The organism is Solibacillus sp. FSL R7-0668, assembly GCF_038006205.1.
Lineage (GTDB): Bacteria > Bacillota > Bacilli > Bacillales_A > Planococcaceae > Solibacillus.
Window position 1 is genome coordinate 32653 of record NZ_JBBOUU010000003.1, and the last position, 18533, is coordinate 51185.

General features: G+C 34.2%; 13 protein-coding genes and 1 pseudogene. 6 read left to right on the plus strand and 8 right to left on the minus strand.

Annotated features, from left to right (window positions below; translation table 11 throughout):
* Window positions 1–60 precede the first annotated feature (60 nt).
* Window positions 61–1647 carry an IS66 family transposase gene (gene tnpC / locus MKX47_RS20920; RefSeq protein WP_340770614.1) on the plus strand — a complete coding sequence of 529 codons (1587 nt, stop codon included), beginning with the start codon at window positions 61–63 and terminating at the stop codon, window positions 1645–1647.
* Between the two features lie 304 nt (window positions 1648–1951).
* Window positions 1952–3640, plus strand: a complete 1689-nt coding sequence (dcm, locus tag MKX47_RS20925) for a DNA (cytosine-5-)-methyltransferase (protein WP_340778338.1) — start codon at window positions 1952–1954, stop codon at window positions 3638–3640.
* Between the two features lie 46 nt (window positions 3641–3686).
* Here the strand turns inward: dcm and MKX47_RS20930 are convergent, their stop codons facing one another.
* The 3 genes from MKX47_RS20930 to MKX47_RS20940 all read right to left on the minus strand — a co-directional run bounded on the left by MKX47_RS20930 (window position 3687) and on the right by MKX47_RS20940 (window position 7496).
* A complete protein-coding gene (locus MKX47_RS20930; protein WP_340778340.1) occupies window positions 3687–4847 on the minus strand; it encodes an MvaI/BcnI family restriction endonuclease in 1161 nt (386 codons plus the stop codon).
* A gap of 71 nt (window positions 4848–4918) precedes the next feature.
* Window positions 4919–5812: a tyrosine-type recombinase/integrase gene (locus tag MKX47_RS20935; protein WP_340778343.1), complete on the minus strand. Its 894-nt coding sequence runs from the start codon at window positions 5810–5812 to the stop codon at window positions 4919–4921.
* A gap of 406 nt (window positions 5813–6218) precedes the next feature.
* Window positions 6219–7496, minus strand: a complete 1278-nt coding sequence (locus MKX47_RS20940; RefSeq protein ID WP_340770751.1) for an IS110 family transposase — start codon at window positions 7494–7496, stop codon at window positions 6219–6221.
* Window positions 7497–7872: 376 nt separating this feature from the next.
* On the opposite strand from MKX47_RS20940, the pseudogene MKX47_RS20945 reads away from it, so the two are divergent.
* The 3 genes and pseudogenes from MKX47_RS20945 to MKX47_RS20955 all read left to right on the plus strand — a co-directional run.
* Window positions 7873–8349 (plus strand): annotated as a pseudogene (locus tag MKX47_RS20945) (AlbA family DNA-binding domain-containing protein); the annotation flags it as partial.
* Window positions 8350–8631: 282 nt separating this feature from the next.
* Entirely contained in the window at window positions 8632–9882 is a 1251-nt protein-coding gene (locus tag MKX47_RS20950; RefSeq protein WP_340770139.1) for an IS4 family transposase, read from the plus strand.
* A 252-nt stretch (window positions 9883–10134) separates the two neighbouring features.
* Window positions 10135–11334, plus strand: a complete 1200-nt coding sequence (locus MKX47_RS20955) for a hypothetical protein (RefSeq protein ID WP_340778345.1) — start codon at window positions 10135–10137, stop codon at window positions 11332–11334.
* A 376-nt stretch (window positions 11335–11710) separates the two neighbouring features.
* Here the strand turns inward: MKX47_RS20955 and MKX47_RS20960 are convergent, their stop codons facing one another.
* The 3 genes from MKX47_RS20960 to radC form a co-directional block, all read right to left on the minus strand.
* Window positions 11711–12745: a type II TA system antitoxin MqsA family protein gene (locus MKX47_RS20960; protein WP_340778347.1), complete on the minus strand. Its 1035-nt coding sequence runs from the start codon at window positions 12743–12745 to the stop codon at window positions 11711–11713.
* A 67-nt stretch (window positions 12746–12812) separates the two neighbouring features.
* Complete coding sequence (locus MKX47_RS20965) at window positions 12813–13205, minus strand: type II toxin-antitoxin system MqsR family toxin (protein ID WP_340778350.1); 393 nt, start codon at window positions 13203–13205, stop codon at window positions 12813–12815.
* 342 nt (window positions 13206–13547) lie between these two features.
* Window positions 13548–14030, minus strand: coding sequence for a RadC family protein (gene radC, locus MKX47_RS20970; protein ID WP_340778352.1), 483 nt, complete (start codon window positions 14028–14030; stop codon window positions 13548–13550).
* 264 nt (window positions 14031–14294) lie between these two features.
* Between radC and MKX47_RS20975 the strand changes: the two genes are divergently transcribed.
* On the plus strand, window positions 14295–14498 hold the full coding sequence (locus tag MKX47_RS20975; protein WP_340778355.1) for a hypothetical protein: 204 nt from the start codon (window positions 14295–14297) through the stop codon (window positions 14496–14498).
* Window positions 14499–14585: 87 nt separating this feature from the next.
* Here MKX47_RS20975 and MKX47_RS20980 read toward each other — a convergent pair whose 3' ends face one another.
* Together MKX47_RS20980 and MKX47_RS20985 are read right to left on the minus strand one after the other, a co-directional pair.
* A complete protein-coding gene (locus MKX47_RS20980) occupies window positions 14586–16691 on the minus strand; it encodes a hypothetical protein (protein WP_340778357.1) in 2106 nt (701 codons plus the stop codon).
* A gap of 443 nt (window positions 16692–17134) precedes the next feature.
* The gene (locus tag MKX47_RS20985) at window positions 17135–18385 is read right to left on the minus strand and encodes an IS4 family transposase (RefSeq protein ID WP_340770139.1); all 1251 of its coding nucleotides are present in this window, start codon (window positions 18383–18385) and stop codon (window positions 17135–17137) included.
* Window positions 18386–18533 lie beyond the last annotated feature (148 nt).

Below are 18533 nucleotides of genomic sequence, written 5' to 3' on the forward strand. Positions count from 1 at the left end.
CTAACCTTCCAAATGGTATAATTAACCTCATATTATTCGAACGGAAATGTGGTGAATCAGATGAGTGCAGAAGCAACTGAAAAAATAATTCAGTTATTAGAAGAACAACTCGCTTTTATGAAACAACAAAATCAAGAGCTTTCGAAAAAATTAGATGCATCGTTCGCCCAAAATAAATACTTATCTGAACAAGTTCGCCAATTAACAAAAATGATTTATGGTTCACGCTCAGAGAAGTCAAAATACCAAGCACCCGATGGGCAAGTCTCGCTATTTGAGGATGACCCATCTTTTAATGATTCTGAGCAAACAGAAGAACAAAGCACGGAAACTGTAACCTATACAGTGACCCGTTTAAATAAAAAGAAAAAGCGCAATGATTCATTCATAGAAGGTGTGGAAGTAGAGGAAATTCACCATCATCCAACCAATCTCGAATGTGACTGTTGCCAAAATCAACTACAAAAAATTGGCTCCACAATTGCTCGGGAAGAAGCAACATTTATTCCAGCTAAGTTGGTGCGCGTGCAGCATATTGAGCATGCCTATGAGTGTAAGCAATGTAAAAAAGATAACGAGCAAAGTTCGTTTATTCAACGCGGAAAAGCGCCAACGGCGGCGATTCCTCGTAGCATTGCAGGGCCAACGGTGTTGGCAAAAGTAATTTATGATAAATTCTCGCTTTATCTACCGCTTTATCGTCAAGTCAAAGAGTGGACACGTGCAGGATTAATCACGAATGATAAAAATCTTTCGAATTGGGTCATTCGTGTAGCTGAAGATTGGCTATTGCCAATTTACGAGGAAATGAAAAATGTCCTTTCGGCCAAAACACTGCTTCATATTGATGAAACGGTTGCTAAAGTATTAAATCGTTCCGATGGAAAACGTCCACAATCAAATGCGTATAACTGGGTATTCCGATCCGTTCCAACAGAGGGGCCAGTGGTTATTCTATTTGAGCATGCATTAACGAGAAGTCGAACGGTATTGGAGAACTATTTGGCTGACTTTAAAGGCACGGTTATTTGTGATGGTTACGCTGCCTATGATAAGTTATCCAACATTACGTTCGCTAACTGTTGGGCGCACGTTCGACGCTATTGGGGAAAGGTTGAAAGCAAGAATGGGCGTATTGGCTTGGCTTACTGCAACAAACTCTATGTATTAGAACAAAAATTCAAAGGACTACCACCGAAGCAACGACAAAAAATGCGATGGCGATATGCAAGAAAGGTTATTCGTAAGTTTTTTGGCTGGCTTGAAAAGTCACAGTTCTTTGGTAAAAATGCATTAGCTACGGCAACCGAGTATACGTTGAATAGAAGAAAAGAGCTGAAAGCCTTCCTGTATAATGGGCAGATCGAAATTGATAATAACCCAGCAGAAAATGCGATTCGTCCAACGGTAATCGGTCGAAAAAATTGGCTCTTCTCTGTAAGTGAGGCGGGTGCAAAAGCGAATGCGATTTGTTTGAGTTTAGCGGAAACAGCAAAAGCAAACGGAATTGATTTCTATCAATACCTGGTAAAGCTTTTAACGGAACTGCCGAATTTACCAATTCACCAGCAACCTGAATTATTACAAGAGTACATGCCTTGGTCGGCTAAAATTCAAGCAACATGTGCCAAAATCAAAGCAGCATAATAGCCAGCTTTCTGAAAAAAACGTCAGAAAGCTGGCTATTTGTCGTGCGTGCAGTCAGGTGCGCTTGTTTTTTGAATTCGGGCTTACGAAGTATAGTATTAATCTCTTTATCTATGGTTTCATTATTATCACTTAAATATAGAATCTTCGCCTCATATTTTATTATATCCGTATCAAAATACATTAAATAAACTTTCAACATTGCACCCCACTTAACTTATGGACTTCTGTTTGACAAATCCAAAACAAATCCCTGGACTTATACTCTATTTTATGCTAATTTTATAAAGAGGTGAACAAACAAATGTACGCAATAGATTTATTTTGCGGTGCTGGAGGTTTTAGTGAAGGAATATTACAAGCAGGTTTTCATATAGTATTCTCAAGTGACAGAAGCCCTTATGTACAACAAACTTATGAAGCAAGACATAATCAATTAGGTTTAATTCAAGGTGAGAATACCTTTTTCAAATTAAGCGATATACGAGATTTAGAGGGAGAAGAAATTTTAAACTGTATCAATTCCCTTAGTCTCTTTAAATCTAATAGTAAAACATTCCGCCCTAGAGATATAGATGCAATTTTTGGTGGACCACCCTGTCAGGGATTTAGCGTGGCTGGAAAAAGAGATAAGTCTGACCCACGTAATATGCTTTTTAGAGAGTATTTGCGAGTAATCAATTATCTAATGCCTAAATATATCGTGATGGAAAACGTAACTGGGTTTATGACAATGGAAGTAAATCCAGACTTTGAAAGCTTTAATAACATTTCTTACAAAGACGATGAATTAGTAAAAAATGTAGTAACTAAAGAGTTAGAAGCGTTTGGTTATACTGTATTACCGCCAAGAATTTTAGATGCATCAGATTATGGTGTACCTCAGCGTAGACAACGAGCTATCTTTTTAGCCTATAGAAACGACGTCAAACCTTTAAATTATCCAGAAGCAACGACACCATTACCAGAACAAAAACTAACTGTTATAGATGCGTTAAAAGGTGTAACTGTCGAAGGCGAAAGTGACTTTTCTAATCAATCGCAGTTGGGGCGAACACGTCATATGTTAACAGGTGAACCCATAGCTCATTTAAAATCCCCATTAAATATGGAAGAATCTAAACATAGCCCTGTAATTGTAGAACGCTTTTCATTATTTCAACAAGGTGAATCTGTTAATCAGTTAAAAAACCGTCTTTTAACAAATAAACTACATGGCAATAAAGTTATAGATTTAGAAAAGCTACCAAATCTACTGTTAGAAACTACGTTCAACCTTAATAAAACATTTAATAAGCACCTATTAGAGACTATTTTAATTAAAAAAAACATTGAACTCGAGAAAGATGCGAATGGAAAATCTTCTTTATTAGAAAGTTTCTATAAACGAATTATAAAGCTTTGGAATTTAGATATTAATTCAACGGAATTCATCAATGAATGTAAAAAGAATATTGGTACTAAAAAATTCAATGTAGAGCTTATTGTTGAAGTTTTTTCAGCAGCAAAGTTAAAACTAAACACTTTTATCTCTACGCAAGATGTAACCTCTTGGTTTAACAACGAAAATTTCACGCCTCAGTACGTGACTCATACAAATGATGAAGGTGAATTGATTACTGAAATCAGTTATACTCAAATCCCTTTATTTTTTAATATAGGAAAAGCTCAGTTATCTTGGGATGAAATTATTAATGCTGTACTAACAAATAAAAATACTCGAACACGATTAGATGGTAGTCAACCAGGTCCTACTATGGTTACTTTACCAGATGATTTCATTCATCCCCTTAAAAATAAAATACTAAACGTCAGAGAAATGGCCCGAATACAGTCATTTGATGACAGCTTTGAATTCTTAGGAAAACGAACAACTGGTGGAGAAAAACGTAGCCAAGAAGTTCCTCAATTCACTCAAGTAGGAAATGCAGTCCCACCTTTATTAGCGTATGCAATTGCAAATGAAGTAAAAAAAGCTTTAGAGAAATGTTAAAGTAATAAGTGCCTAGTCTAATAAATAGGCTAGGCACTTATTTTATTTAAATAATTTCTTCCTCAGCAAAAAGCTCATTTCTATATTTAGGGTTTAACCTAAACCCATTCCCATGATCATCGTAACCAGTTCTGTCTGGTTTAACTTTCGCTCTCCAATCGTATGTAATTTTCCCTTGCTCTATCAGACTTAAAAATGATGTAAATATAGGATTTCTTGTTAAAACCGCATCTGTATATTTAAAATGCCAGTGATTATTTATACTTTCTTCATCAGCCATAATCCATAGAGTAGATGGGTGTTTAGCTAATAGTTTCGCTTCAATATCTTTAAAATGCCAGACACATAAAGCCGTCCCATGCTTATCGCACATTACTAACTGTTCTTTTTCCTCTTCTACTTTTAAATAAAACCCCTGTTTATTAGGTATATTACTCACCGTTACATATAATGCTAAATATTCTGGTTTTTTCGAATGCGGATATCCATATTTTAAAATCAGTTCCCCAGCTGATTTTATTTTACTAGCAGACCAATCTGGAACTTGTGAAAATAAAGAATCTTTTGTTTTACTTGCTTTACGTTTTGCTTTTAATTCCACTTTACCCTTATAATCAGCAGTTGGTTTAATATTCGGTTCAATTCCCATTTCACGTTCAAATGTATCACCTACATCTTTAGGGGCAATTTTTTTAGCATCTGAAACACTATAAACAAAGCCTTTTTCACGTACTATATTGATTTTTTCTAAAATTTCAGCTTTTAATTGAATCGTTTCACTAGAAAATACTTTATTAATGAAACTACTATCAAAATAATCGTCTAGAACAATCACCATTAAATGATTTTTATATGGTGTAAGATAAATTAAAGTATTAACATCAACGAAATCTTTAAACTTATATAACCAAAATCTTGGATCTCCCTTTTTTGTATTTGGTCTATAAAAACTCGAAGTCACTTTGATAATTTCTGATTTACTAAGGATAAAGGAATCCTTTAATACCCTATTTTTTTTGCCTTGTTCAATACTCTGGAAATCAACAATTCCATTTTTTCTCAACATATTTCTAATGAGAAATGATGCATCTATTATACTTTTTTCAAGCATTGTAGAAGTTAATCTAACTAAAGCATAATCTTTGTTATAAACTTTTTGAATTGCATTTATCTTCTCTTGTTCTATTTCATTTGGCACAAATATCATATAAACACCCCATTCATATATGAAAATTATATCATGTAAAATACCATAATTCCCATAAACAGTGGGAGCATTTATAAAAATTCATCGACATCATCCGATTTCAATTTAATATAATGTTCCATAATTGTCTGATGTGACTTATGACCAGACTGTTTTGCAATCGTCGGAATGTCTGCACCCTTTTGGTACATCGCCGTAATTTGTGTTTTTCTAAAAGTGTACGGTGCGAAGCCGAGCCAGCTTTGAATGGCTTGATTGTAGCTGACCTCACTAATTTGCCTGCTCGTATGGTTGCCCCATTTATCGGCAGCGCCGACGAAATAATCCTCGGGCATTAATTCGTATGCCACGATATAGTTTCGAATCGCCTGCACACACTCTAACGTCAGGCGTTTTTCTTTCATTTCGCCCTGCTTCACCATCATCACTTGAACTGTGCGATTTTCTAAATCAAAATCACTCACTTTTAACCGTACCATTTCAGACGGTCGATTCGCTGTAATAAGATTCACCAAACAAATTGCTCGCTTGCGAATGTCACTCTTTTTATCTGTATCGTAGCGATCAATGAGTCGCAGTACATCACTTTGCTTTTCAGCACGTTTCCCATGCATCGGCTTTAATCGTAAAAAATCCTCTTGATCGTACAAACTACGTAGTAATTTAATGCTTCCCTCGTGCTCTGAGGTGAATTGAAATCCGTATTCATGTACTAACCAGTACTTCACGCCGGCTAAACGTCGATTAAATGTCGATAATCGAACTTGTTGTTGCGTGATCAGGTCATGAAGATACAGTTCGAGTGCTTCAAAATCCTTTGAAAGGAAATGCTCATCACAAAAGGCTTGAAACAAATTGAAATCGGACTGGTACCGATTTAACTTATCCTGCCGAATCTTTTGTAGCGTTTCGTCCTTTTGCTTCGTCATTTTATATTGCTGCAAAGGAAATAGGGTTTCTTCCATTATATATGCCTCCCTCTATAAATGTTGATATATCAATGGTTTGCACCGTTTTCGAGTGTCCAAAAAATATTTTTCGACACGTACATCTATCGTTATTTTGTAATTCTTGATTTTTTTTACAAACAGTCCGTACGCTTCGCTATAGGATAAACCAGTAAATGGTAATTATCCCTCTGATCCTGTGCGCTATATCGATGCACTTTTGGATCTCTGCGTTGCTTATGATGACGGACCCTCCCATATCTCTAGGCGTCTGATGCGCGTACATTCCTTCGTTCGGTCTATTCATAAGGCAGAGGCTGGCGATGCTCCCTTAGGGACTCTTTGCGATTCGCACGGTCGAATGGTGGAAATAGTGCCGGCTTCTCCGTGTCATCCTCTTGTTTGTGACTTCTGATGGTGTCGCTTACGCAGCCGTTTGAAGCTGGGTGAAATCGTTCATCATTTGGTCTGGATTAAAATAAATTTTCTTGTTACACAAGGCATGTAAAATCTTCAGTAACTTCCCACACAGGACGACAATCGATTGCTTTTTACGCAGTGGATTGTTGGTGCGTGTGGTGTAATGTTCGTGTAACGCTTTAAACGCTAGATTATGTTGAATCAATGGCATCATGACACGGAATAGGAGGGCGCGAAGTTTGCGTCTTCCACGTTTAGAAATCCGTTTTTGTCCGGTTTGTTTACCTGAAGAGTTTTCACGCAATGTGAGTCCCGCGAGTTTGATTAATTGGCGTGGATGCGTATATTGCGTGAGCGAACCGACTTCTGATAGTAATTCGACAATCGTGACATCGCCGATTCCGGGTACAGATGCTAGGTAGTCATAATCCGTCATTTGTTTCGCTAATTCCGTTAATTGTACAGTCAATTCATCGAGCTGTGCCTGCATTAGTTTCACTTGAGAAAGCAGTGTGGCGATTTCATAACGGGCCATCACCAGTCCTTCCGTCAGTCCAATTGAATGAGGTGCCAGTTCGACTAATTGTTTCGCTTTCGGTAGTTGAGGACTTTTCATCCCGTCTACTTGGCGATAAAGGAAGAGCAGTTCTTCCGGTGTTTTCCCTTGAATATCCATTGGCAGCGGCGTTTTTTCCAGCACCGCATACGCCATTTTTCCAAAATTTTTAAAGACTTGTGTAAACTCTGGGAAGAAACGGTCTAACCAACGAATGATGCGGTTTTGAAGGGCGTTTAAATCCTCTTGAATTTTTGAACGCAACGTCGCACCATTTCGTAATTCCGCTTCCACGCCTTCTAAAAGACGAGGATAGCTAAAGCGTCCATCTCGCATTAGACGGGCGATGACAAGCGCATCTTTTTGGTCATTTTTCGTCTGCAGGTTGTCGTCGAGTTCTTTCGAGCGATTGACGTGCATCGGATTGACCATCACAAACGGAATCCCATAGTGTGTTAAAAACGCCGCTAAGTTCATCCAGTAGTGACCAGTTGGCTCGAAACCAACGAGGATTTCTTGTTTTTCATGTGCCGTTTTTAACGTAAGCAGACGCTCATAAAACGCTTCAAATCCGATACGTGATTGCACGATAGGAAATGATTTTTGGAGCACGCGACCGCGATCATCCACAGCACAAGCGAAGTGCTTATGCTTGGCAATATCGATGCCAATGACTAACGTATTTTCAGAAACTTGATTAATTTTTTCATTCGTATTAAAATTCATTGTTGTAAGTCCTCTCTGTAGATGTGCGAGTCAATTGTCTGGTTGACACTCAAACATCATACGAGAGGGCTTTTTTCTTTTCAAGTCCCTGAAAATTCTTCTAACAGGAATGCTCCCATTTAAATTTTGAAAAGTTTCTTTTCGCTACTTAATTACTTTGAATATAAGAACTTATGTTTGTTTTAGTATATCACTTTCAACCTTAAACAAGCATTATTTTTTAAGGTTGATAGATGAAAAATAAACATTCAAAATTCCATCTCCTTCCATAATGAATAATGCTACAATTACTCCTAAGGAGGCTAAATTCATGAACGAAGAATTATTAAATTTCTTATTGAATCAAACTGAGCATGAAGGATAAGATTTTAAAAAAGGACTATATGCAAAGATAAATTATGAGGATTTATTAAAAGACGTATTAGCCATGGCTAATACCAAAATACAAGGACCAAGATATATTGTTTTTGGTGTAAAAGAAAATGTACAGCAAATAAAGGAACTATTTGATATCAATGATCCTGTTGACGCTGCTTCATACCAAGAGCTAATACTCGAAAATATAGAACCTCAAATAATTTGTAATTTAAAATATGTGTCTTACAAAAATAAACAACTAGCGATACTAGAAATCCCTGAACCTAAAGAACAGCCTTATTTACTAAAGAAACAATACGGCAAATTGCATAAAGGTTTTTGTTACATACGTAAAGGCAGTAAAAACGAACATGCAACTAGAGCTGATTTTGATTATTACTATAAATACGGGCAATTTGAAATACTTATGCCCGATAAACATTTAGCCGCTGTAAATTATGGTAAAATGATAACAGACCATACTTTCTTATTTTGAGGTGATTTTATGCAAACTAAAAAACCCAGTGTCAGACGAAATAAAGTAAGAAACCAATATTTAGCTATCGATTATAAACTTGCAAGACTTATTTTAAATAGTGAAGCCATTCATACCTTAAATGTAAATGCATTCATTAACATTGCATTAATTTAAAACACATTATATCAAGAGTCTTTCTATCTAAAAATATCCCAAAATTAGGTATTCCATTGCACGAAAAAACTCCTTATAATTAGGTTTGGTAGTTCTGTCCAAATCCCAATTTAAAGGAGCTTACCCATGGACAAGGATACCACAAAATCCACATTAAATGAATTGTTAAAAGTACTCGATGAGAAAACATTTTTAAAAGTTGTGAACGTTTCAAATCTCGACTCTTACATTAAAAAGTTGACAGCTTATAAGTTTCTTCAGCTGTTCATCATTGCGCAATTGAATGAAAAAAGTTCGCTTAAAAAATTAGCGAAACAGCTGAAAGATACCGAAGAACTTCATACATTTATTCAAATGGATGCCATTAGTTCGTCGCAGCTTTCGCGTAAACAATCCTGCCTCACCCCTAGAATATTCGAAAAAGTCTTTCGCCATCTCGCCGTTTCCATTCAGGTGAAAATGAAAGGAAACTCACCGTTTCTTCGTGATATTGGGAAATTACTTGTCATCGATTCTTCTACGATGTCGATGAGTCTAAGCCAATATCCTTGGGCAACGTTTCGAAAAACAAAGGCAGGCGTTCGTCTACATTTGCGCGTGGTTGTCACAAAAGATGTGACACTTCCTGATCAAGCGGTCATTTTACCAGCGAAACACGCAGATCGCACGCAAATGAACAAGTTAATTGATGTCGATTCCGATGCGATTCATCTGTTTGACCGAGGCTATACGGACTATCGACAATACGATAAACTCTGCGATCGAGGAATTCGTTTTATCACACGACTGAAGAAAAATGCAAAAATCGAAGTGTTGAATGAACAAGTCCCAGACGTTGAAAATAACATCTTTTCTGATCAAGAAGTCTTTCTAGGTGATGAGCAGAACCGAACGAAAATGCAGAATACACTACGTTTAATTCGAACGAAGGACAGTGAAGGGAATGAAATTATCATTCTTACAAGTTGTTTCGATTTATCGGCGAAAGAAATTGGTGACCTCTATCGCTATCGTTGGAAAATCGAAACGTTTTTTAAATGGATGAAACAACATCTAAGAATCAAAAGCTTCTACGGAAAAAGTCAAAACGCTGTGTATACACAAATTTGGATCGCCTTAATTACGTATTGCTTACAGGTATTATTAAAACTGAAATTGAACCATAATGGACCTCTTTTAGACTTAAAAGAAACGCTCCAAAATCTACTCTTTAAGCCATTTGAAGTATTTATAAAAGCGCTATTTAGGGCGCCAACCAGAAAATCAAAAGGACGGAAAAAGTACGATTGGAACAGAGAATTTCAGCACATCGTCAGACAGTTCCACGAAAGAGAGGTGGAACATCTGGACGAATTAACGTATGATCCAATTTTCTAAGCTGTATCGGATGTAAATAATTTACAATTTGTGGATAAGAGCTACCGCTTATGCGCATGTTGACTTTTTTTAAAATCTAGGAAGAACAATTGTTCAGAAAATTCTGGAATTAATATTAAATAGGTATTTTATCTCTTTTGACAAACGTTAAAAATTTTTATGCAACGTTAATGAAATGCATTAATAAAACATCTACAGACTAATGGTGAACTAAATAAAGAGGATCAAAAATCCTTAGGTTATGATAGCGCAGTGATCACTAATGTTATTAAAACTTGTCAAGCCGAATGGGATTACCATAAAAAAGGTTTTAGAATTCTTCCAGATAATTATGAAGGAGATCCGATTAGTTGCCAACTTTGTGATCAGTCCAACTTAAAATATATTCATCAAGTAATCAATAAAAAAACAAAAGCGACCTGGAATATAGGAAGAAACTGTGCTGACGAATTCGGTGATAAAATAAAAAAATCTTTAAAAGAAATAGAATTTTTACATGTCAAAACCTTAGCTTTACAACAATTGAACGAGCAAGTACCAGGTGTTGTATCCTATACTGAAAATGAACAGAGAAATTTCAATAAAGCTGACACTCTTTTACCTTCAGTTCTTCATAATAAAAAACAAGATTTACTTACTAAATTAAATAATGCCATTCAAAAATATTACACAAAACCTCATCAAGAAACACTCCAAGAAATAAAAACTCTTTTTAAAGATAACGTCGAACAAGATCATAATATCCAATCCTTAAAAGAAAAAAATCAAAATGACTTACTCTATCCTACACCCAAGATTGTACGTTGGCTCAGAAAAAATGACTTATTAGGGCAAACTATTTCAAATATCCGTAATAACAATGGTCTCATCCCTAAATCTGATTTTTATAAGATAAGTGAAATAGATTTTATAAAAGCTTTATTATCAAAAATTAATTTTTCATATCTAACAATACTTAACAGTAATCAAATCACTAAATTTATTAACTTTAAAATTGCCAAGACTGGTAATAATACTATTCTTGAAATGAATACACCTGAATTTTTATCCGTATTTACAGAATATATTTGGGATGAACCGTTTGATGAAAAGGCTATCAAAGAAGAACTTCTAGCTGAAGCTAAGCTATCTTCAAAATTCAATTCACATGCTTCTATTTTCAAACAATATGAAAATACATTTAATAATTTAGGCTATGAAATAATTATCAATAAATACGATAAAAACGATTTAATCCTTAAAACAAACAGCATTTATCTCAAAATTAATAATGGAAAATTCCTTCAAAATATAAAAGATATTCACCTTAATCTTAAACCAGCAGAGGATATTTCTATTAGAGGCATTATAGATTGTTCCATTGATAAAGAGTACGATGCTACTTCATGGAAAACATATATGGATATTGCTAAAAATGCTGCTTCTTTGTCAAAAAATATTAAAGAGAAATAGTATTTAAAATAAGTGCGTAATAGATGAAGCACATATAGCGATTGAAAACAGCCAGCTATTAATTGCTGAGTACAATGAATGAAAAATGATTCATTAAGAGGGCTGGTGCCGAAGTATCAAGGCTATCCAGAGAAAAATGAATAGTTGAAAGTGGCATTTGCTAAGGAAAAATAGGTACTTCTTACAGCTGGTACAACTGAAAAACAACACCTTGAAAAAGCGGAGCTTTTGAAAAGCAATTCGCAAAACACAAAGTGATAACTTTAGGTAATTATAGTAAATCTTGATTTCCATATAAAGGCACCTCCTTTCAAATATGGAGGTGCCTCATGTGTAAAGATTATTTGAATTTATAAATAATTTTTTTAGAAGATAATCAACTTATATTAAAACCATCTATTTTTTCAGCGAAAACATAAGGAATTATATCGTTATCATCCGTTTGCTTATATGCCTCTTCATCATGCATATAGTCGCTAATTTCTTTACTTCCAAATTTCCCAAGCTTTTCAATTACTTTCGTTAAAATTTCAATTTCTCCGCTTTCTAATTTTAAATTTCCATATTCTTTAGGAGTAATTTTATATCCTATTGCTCCATTATCAAATTCTTCAGAAGTTATATCAATACATTTGCTTGCATATTTTAGAATCTCTTCATGAGCTAAGGGTACAGCCCCAAATGGTAAATGTTCATACACTAAACCAGACATACTTTGTTTGTTCTTTTTAAAAAATAGCATATCACTATACCATAACAACTTCATTAATTTAACTTTATATAACCTCGAACTTTTCATTGCAAAAAAACTTATCATATCAATGACTTTTTCCAAATCTAATTCCTTAAAACCATTAAGTTCCGATTTTTCTCTAAAATCAATATAATAAGATTCAATAATTTGTTTATTTAAATAGCTTATAGATTTAGTTTTAATTAAAGAAGAGATTATTTTTTTTATTTCATTATATCTAATTATATTTTCAAATTTATCTTTATGTTTTTCAAGTTCTTCTAAGGCTAACTTAGGATTATCTTTTACATTTTTAATCTTTTGATCAAAGGTCTCATCTTGTATCAATTTTGTTTCATAACGTTGAATTGTAACTTCTCCCCACCCTAATAAAAGAGCAAATTCCTTTTGTGTTAATCCATATTGATTACGAGCATCCTTTATTTCTTGTGAAGTTAATAAACCATTTTGCATTCTATACGCATCTCTTGCAGCAAGTAAATTGTTTTTTAAGATAGCTTTGGGAACAAAAAATTCTTGTTCTTTTTCACAATAGTAAGTAGTTTCTTCATATTGTACGGCCATACCATTAATTAGTGCTTGCGTAGGTTTATTTAATACTTGAATCTCATGTGATTCATTACAAAATGGACATAAAAACTCTAAAGAATTATTCATAATCATTCATCCTTTATAAATTATAATTTATATACGAGGTAGATATTAAAATATCTACCCCTTTCTGTCATGCGTACGGCTTTTTCGTGAAAGGCTGTCGTGCGAAATGGAACGACATACAAAAAATTATTTTATCCTTTTCATCTCTAATTTTAAATTTCACATAAATACTTCTACCATCAATAATTTTTTCAAAAACCCAAAAATCCGGTGTACCTGGTCTTTTAAAATCGGGAACTTTCTCAGAAAAGTCCTTTGCTGTCAGGGTTATGAGCGACTCTATAACATCATCATCATCAAACCCAAGAGCTAATAATGTGTTTTGAGTTGTAAATGGATCCAATGGATTTTCCTCATAACGCGTAGTTTGAATACTAAAATTATGGTCATCAGAATTTAAAATATTCCTGGTCACCTTTAAAAAATCATTCACTTCATTTAACGATGGTTCAGCATTCACGTGACTCACTTCCTTAAAAAATGGTTGGATAAAACAATCAATTGATTGTTAATCACATTTTACTATCAATTGATTGTTTTGTAAACAAAAAACAATCAATTGATTTATTCTAAATTGTAATAACATTATTTTATAGAACGATTTTCTAGTGTTAAACTATAAATACAAAATAAACACAATTTTCATCATTGAAACTTTGAAGAACAATCATTTATTTTCTTCGTATCCTTTAATTTACCTAAGTCGCCTTGCGTGCAAGGCGACGCAATTTTTCGCTTAAAGCACATTTCCCTAACCCACTTAAATTGAAAAGAGACGTACTAGGTGTACGCCTCTCCAATATTACATATAACCTTTTTCTTTTAATGAAAGGAAATCATTTTCATTGATTATCAGATGGTCAAGAAGCTCGACTCCTAACAACTCTCCTGCATCTTTTAAACGCTGGGTAACCTCAATATCCTCAGGGCTTGGTGTGCAATTGCCGGACGGGTGATTATGCCCAACAATGATTGAAGCTGCATTTTGTAAGAAGGCTGTTTTGAAAACCTCGCGTGGTGTGACGATACTCGCATTGAGTGAACCGATATGACAACGGTGCAAGGATTGAATTTGATTTTTTGTCGATAAACATGCGACTAAAAAAATTTCTCTATCTTCATCACCAATAAATTTCATGGCAATATCAGCAAAATCTTGAGGACTACGAACTATATAATCTGTAAGGTTTTCCGACAAATATTTCTTTGGCAATTTGCGACGCTCGGCTTTAATTTTCACAATCTCATAAATTGGCTGTAACGACTGGTTGCTATAGTTTGTCATGGTATTTCCTCCTTAGATTTTTTCGATTGCTTTAGCCGCAATCATGAAGTCGGAAGGCTGAATTTTTTCCGATTTCTTGGCTATGCCATGCAGCTATTTGCAGCAATCAAAAAGCAAGGAATCGCCCAGCGATAGCTCAAAAATTTTTGTAGCGCAAGCGTGTTTAAACAAAAAATTTTGACGGTCCTTGCTTTTGGAGGTGAAACTCGGATAGCAGTGTGGTAGGCAGAATCTGCCACGCTGCTTGCCGCAAGTTGAACGCAAATGGCAAAGCCCAAGCAAATGATCTTATTGCTTGGGCGTATGGCGAAAGAAATCGAAAAAATGCTCACAATAAAAGTGACTGCCGTGACAGTCACTTCTGATTTGTCTTTTGTATTAGATTTTGACCTTCGCCTCGTTTGGTATGGCGGCCTTGCCGTAAACGATACAGGAATCTGCTCGCTGTTAGGCACTTACAGCGAGTGATTATCGGACCGTTTAATGCCAAAGCGACACGTACCCCTTCACACAAAGCGTCATTTGCTTGTGATGAAGGGGTAGTGCAGGCGTTAATTATATAGCTACAAATAATTTATTAATAGTGCCTGTTAACTCTTTTTCAAATTCCTTTTGAACTATTATTAAAAATTCCTTTTCACTAAATAATTTGTAAAACTCTTTTTGTACTTCCCTCAATGAATTATCATAAGACATATAACGGTAATAAGCCTCCTCTAAGCTTTTACGAATATATGGGTTCGCATATGAAGCCTTATAAGCCACTTGATCTAAAATAGAATAATATTGATATATATTATTCTCAAAATAATTTTTTACCAATATTTCTAAATATGCAATCACTTGATCAATTTCTTCATTATCAAGTAATCCTTGCTTATTGAAGTATGTTGCAATGTTAACAATTTCACTTTCGCCTACATTAGAGAGATCGAGTTCAATTGAATTAATCAATATATTTTTAAAAGATTCATTCAACATAACTTTCCTTATTAAACCTTTCATATTTAAATTAAAATTAGCGTATACATTCGCTCTCGTCTTATGACCTTCTCCATAAGTTAATTTAGACCAATAGGTAGAAACTGCTCTCCCATGGAATAGAAACTTATTTTCAACGATTTTTTTATAATATTCATTAAAATTATACTCATTTAAGGTAAGTTCTTCTGTAATAAACTTAATATTATCTGAAAACAAATTATCCAATCGGAGTTCTAAAACATTTTTATCGTAATCTAATGGAGTTACCATTAGAGGGTGAACTTGTCCTTCTGGCAAAGCTTTCAATTGACAATCATTGCAAATTTTTGCTACATAGCTATATAAGCCTTTTGGGTTTAATCGACTAAGCCACTCTTCGTTTCCTTCTACCGCTTGTTGAATCGGGTCTATTTTTAAGTCTTTATATCTCATCGATACCCAATAAGTATTTACAAAAGGTAATTTAGACTTATCACCCCAAACACCAATTTCTTCCTCAATTTCTTCTATTGCCTGTAGAGTAAAATTGTAATAATCTTCTTGAGTAATAGCCAATTTAGACTTTTTCATGCTAACTTTATTTTCAATGAAATCGTCAGCCTTAGTAAAAAGTATATATACAGGTTTTTCGATAGATTTGCGTTTTTTCAAATCATCAAGTTTATTATAAATTGCTTCTAAGCTTGTTTTGATAACATCTTCTCTCTCTATTAAACTAATTAAAATTAAGATAGAGTCTGTATCATAACTAAAGGCTCTTTCGATACCATCACTAATAAAATCAACATCCGATTTATCTTGGTTTATCCCCATCGTATCTCGAATAGCAAATCTAAATGGATAATTACCCTGATGCGCATTAATTAATTCTATATGTGGTCTACATGCAATTTTAATATCTCTTATAATCAAACTATAAATTGCTGCTGGATTATAAAGCTTTTGTAAAAATTTTATACCTTCTTCATTTAAAATTAATTTTTCAATTAAAATCTCTTGATGATTATTCTCTTCTATACCAACTAACGATTTTAATTCCAAATCAATTAATACTTCTACATGCTTCAAATAAAGGTTTAATAATTCCTTTTGTTCTTCGAAAGTATCCCATAGATCTTCAAAAACCAATTTTCTTATATCTTTTAATTTCATATTTTTACTATCAATATTTTTCTTACGCTCCGTGACCTTTTCCGAAAAAACTTTATCAATTTCCAATAATATTGGAGCCAGTGCTTCTACTAATTTTTCTTCATCCAATAAATTTTCAATCTGTTTCAAGTTATACATTGCATCTGACGGTGAAAGGATTCCTTCAAAAAAGTCTTCTTCTAATTCATCAAATATATCTTCACTCGAATAACCGTTTTTTATAAATAATTTATAAGTCTCATCTAAAATTTTCTTTTGAACCAACTTTAAATCCACAGACTTCTTTTCAATTAAAATTGAACATACATCATCACGTTCAATTCGAGAATCTAAAATAAATTGAGTGCTAAGTTTTGTTGTTTGATTCTTTCCAACACCAACTGACATCGCTTCATTCATTTCAGGATTTATTATCGTATTACAGCAAGTTGATTTGCCAGATCCAGATGGGGCAACTAATACAGTAGACGGTACACTATTTCTTCTTTTTAGCGCTTCTACAGATTTAAATCTAACCTTTTGCATAAAAAAACCTCCAATTATTTATAATTAGGGGCAAGAAAAAACCCCACTGAAAAGAAAAACAGTGAGGTTAGAAATACATTTCTAAAGTTTATTAATTAACATTGTCACTTTTCAAGTTGTATTGAACAGTGCAATATTTTTGGTTATAACTCAATGCTTTCTTCATCGTGCATTTCTCGAAATAACCTCACTAAATATTCTTTTATTAGAAATTAATGTAATATATATTTTTTGAATTGTCAAACTTTATTTTATTTATTCTTCTAAAATCATTAACGTTGCATAAAAATTTTTAACGTTTGTCAAAAGAGATAAAATACCTATTTAATATTAATTCCAGAATTTTCTGAACAATTGTTCTTCCTAGATTTTAAAAAAAGTCAACATGCGCATAAGCGGTAGCTCTTATCCACAAATTGTAAATTATTTACATCCGATACAGCTTAGAAAATTGGATCATACGTTAATTCGTCCAGATGTTCCACCTCTCTTTCGTGGAACTGTCTGACGATGTGCTGAAATTCTCTGTTCCAATCGTACTTTTTCCGTCCTTTTGATTTTCTGGTTGGCGCCCTAAATAGCGCTTTTATAAATACTTCAAATGGCTTAAAGAGTAGATTTTGGAGCGTTTCTTTTAAGTCTAAAAGAGGTCCATTATGGTTCAATTTCAGTTTTAATAATACCTGTAAGCAATACGTAATTAAGGCGATCCAAATTTGTGTATACACAGCGTTTTGACTTTTTCCGTAGAAGCTTTTGATTCTTAGATGTTGTTTCATCCATTTAAAAAACGTTTCGATTTTCCAACGATAGCGATAGAGGTCACCAATTTCTTTCGCCGATAAATCGAAACAACTTGTAAGAATGATAATTTCATTCCCTTCACTGTCCTTCGTTCGAATTAAACGTAGTGTATTCTGCATTTTCGTTCGGTTCTGCTCATCACCTAGAAAGACTTCTTGATCAGAAAAGATGTTATTTTCAACGTCTGGGACTTGTTCATTCAACACTTCGATTTTTGCATTTTTCTTCAGTCGTGTGATAAAACGAATTCCTCGATCGCAGAGTTTATCGTATTGTCGATAGTCCGTATAGCCTCGGTCAAACAGATGAATCGCATCGGAATCGACATCAATTAACTTGTTCATTTGCGTGCGATCTGCGTGTTTCGCTGGTAAAATGACCGCTTGATCAGGAAGTGTCACATCTTTTGTGACAACCACGCGCAAATGTAGACGAACGCCTGCCTTTGTTTTTCGAAACGTTGCCCAAGGATATTGGCTTAGACTCATCGACATCGTAGAAGAATCGATGACAAGTAATTTCCCAATATCACGAAGAAACGGTGAGTTTCCTTTCATTTTCACCTGAATGGAAACGGCGAGATGGCGAAAGACTTTTTCGAATATTCTAGGGGTGAGGCAGGATTGTTTACGCGAAAGCTGCGACGAACTAATGGCATCCATTTGAATAAATGTATGAAGTTCTTCGGTATCTTTCAGCTGTTTCGCTAATTTTTTAAGCGAACTTTTTTCATTCAATTGCGCAATGATGAACAGCTGAAGAAACTTATAAGCTGTCAACTTTTTAATGTAAGAGTCGAGATTTGAAACGTTCACAACTTTTAAAAATGTTTTCTCATCGAGTACTTTTAACAATTCATTTAATGTGGATTTTGTGGTATCCTTGTCCATGGGTAAGCTCCTTTAAATTGGGATTTGGACAGAACTACCAAACCTAATTATAAGGAGTTTTTTCGTGCAATGGAATACCTAATTTTGGGATATTTTTAGATAGAAAGACTCTTGATATAATGTGTTTTAAATTAATGCAATGTTAATG

What these genes read in the sequence shown, in the direction of transcription:
- tnpC (WP_340770614.1), top strand. Translation starts at nt 61, where the DNA reads ATGAGTGCAGAAGCAACTGAAAAAATAATTCAGTTATTAGAAGAACAA.
- dcm (WP_340778338.1), top strand. Translation starts at nt 1,952, where the DNA reads ATGTACGCAATAGATTTATTTTGCGGTGCTGGAGGTTTTAGTGAAGGA.
- MKX47_RS20930 (WP_340778340.1), bottom strand. Translation starts at nt 4,847, where the DNA reads ATGATATTTGTGCCAAATGAAATAGAACAAGAGAAGATAAATGCAATT.
- MKX47_RS20935 (WP_340778343.1), bottom strand. Translation starts at nt 5,812, where the DNA reads ATGGAAGAAACCCTATTTCCTTTGCAGCAATATAAAATGACGAAGCAA.
- MKX47_RS20940 (WP_340770751.1), bottom strand. Translation starts at nt 7,496, where the DNA reads ATGAATTTTAATACGAATGAAAAAATTAATCAAGTTTCTGAAAATACG.
- MKX47_RS20950 (WP_340770139.1), top strand. Translation starts at nt 8,632, where the DNA reads ATGGACAAGGATACCACAAAATCCACATTAAATGAATTGTTAAAAGTA.
- MKX47_RS20960 (WP_340778347.1), bottom strand. Translation starts at nt 12,745, where the DNA reads ATGAATAATTCTTTAGAGTTTTTATGTCCATTTTGTAATGAATCACAT.
- radC (WP_340778352.1), bottom strand. Translation starts at nt 14,030, where the DNA reads ATGACAAACTATAGCAACCAGTCGTTACAGCCAATTTATGAGATTGTG.
- MKX47_RS20975 (WP_340778355.1), top strand. Translation starts at nt 14,295, where the DNA reads ATGGCAAAGCCCAAGCAAATGATCTTATTGCTTGGGCGTATGGCGAAA.
- MKX47_RS20980 (WP_340778357.1), bottom strand. Translation starts at nt 16,691, where the DNA reads ATGCAAAAGGTTAGATTTAAATCTGTAGAAGCGCTAAAAAGAAGAAAT.
- MKX47_RS20985 (WP_340770139.1), bottom strand. Translation starts at nt 18,385, where the DNA reads ATGGACAAGGATACCACAAAATCCACATTAAATGAATTGTTAAAAGTA.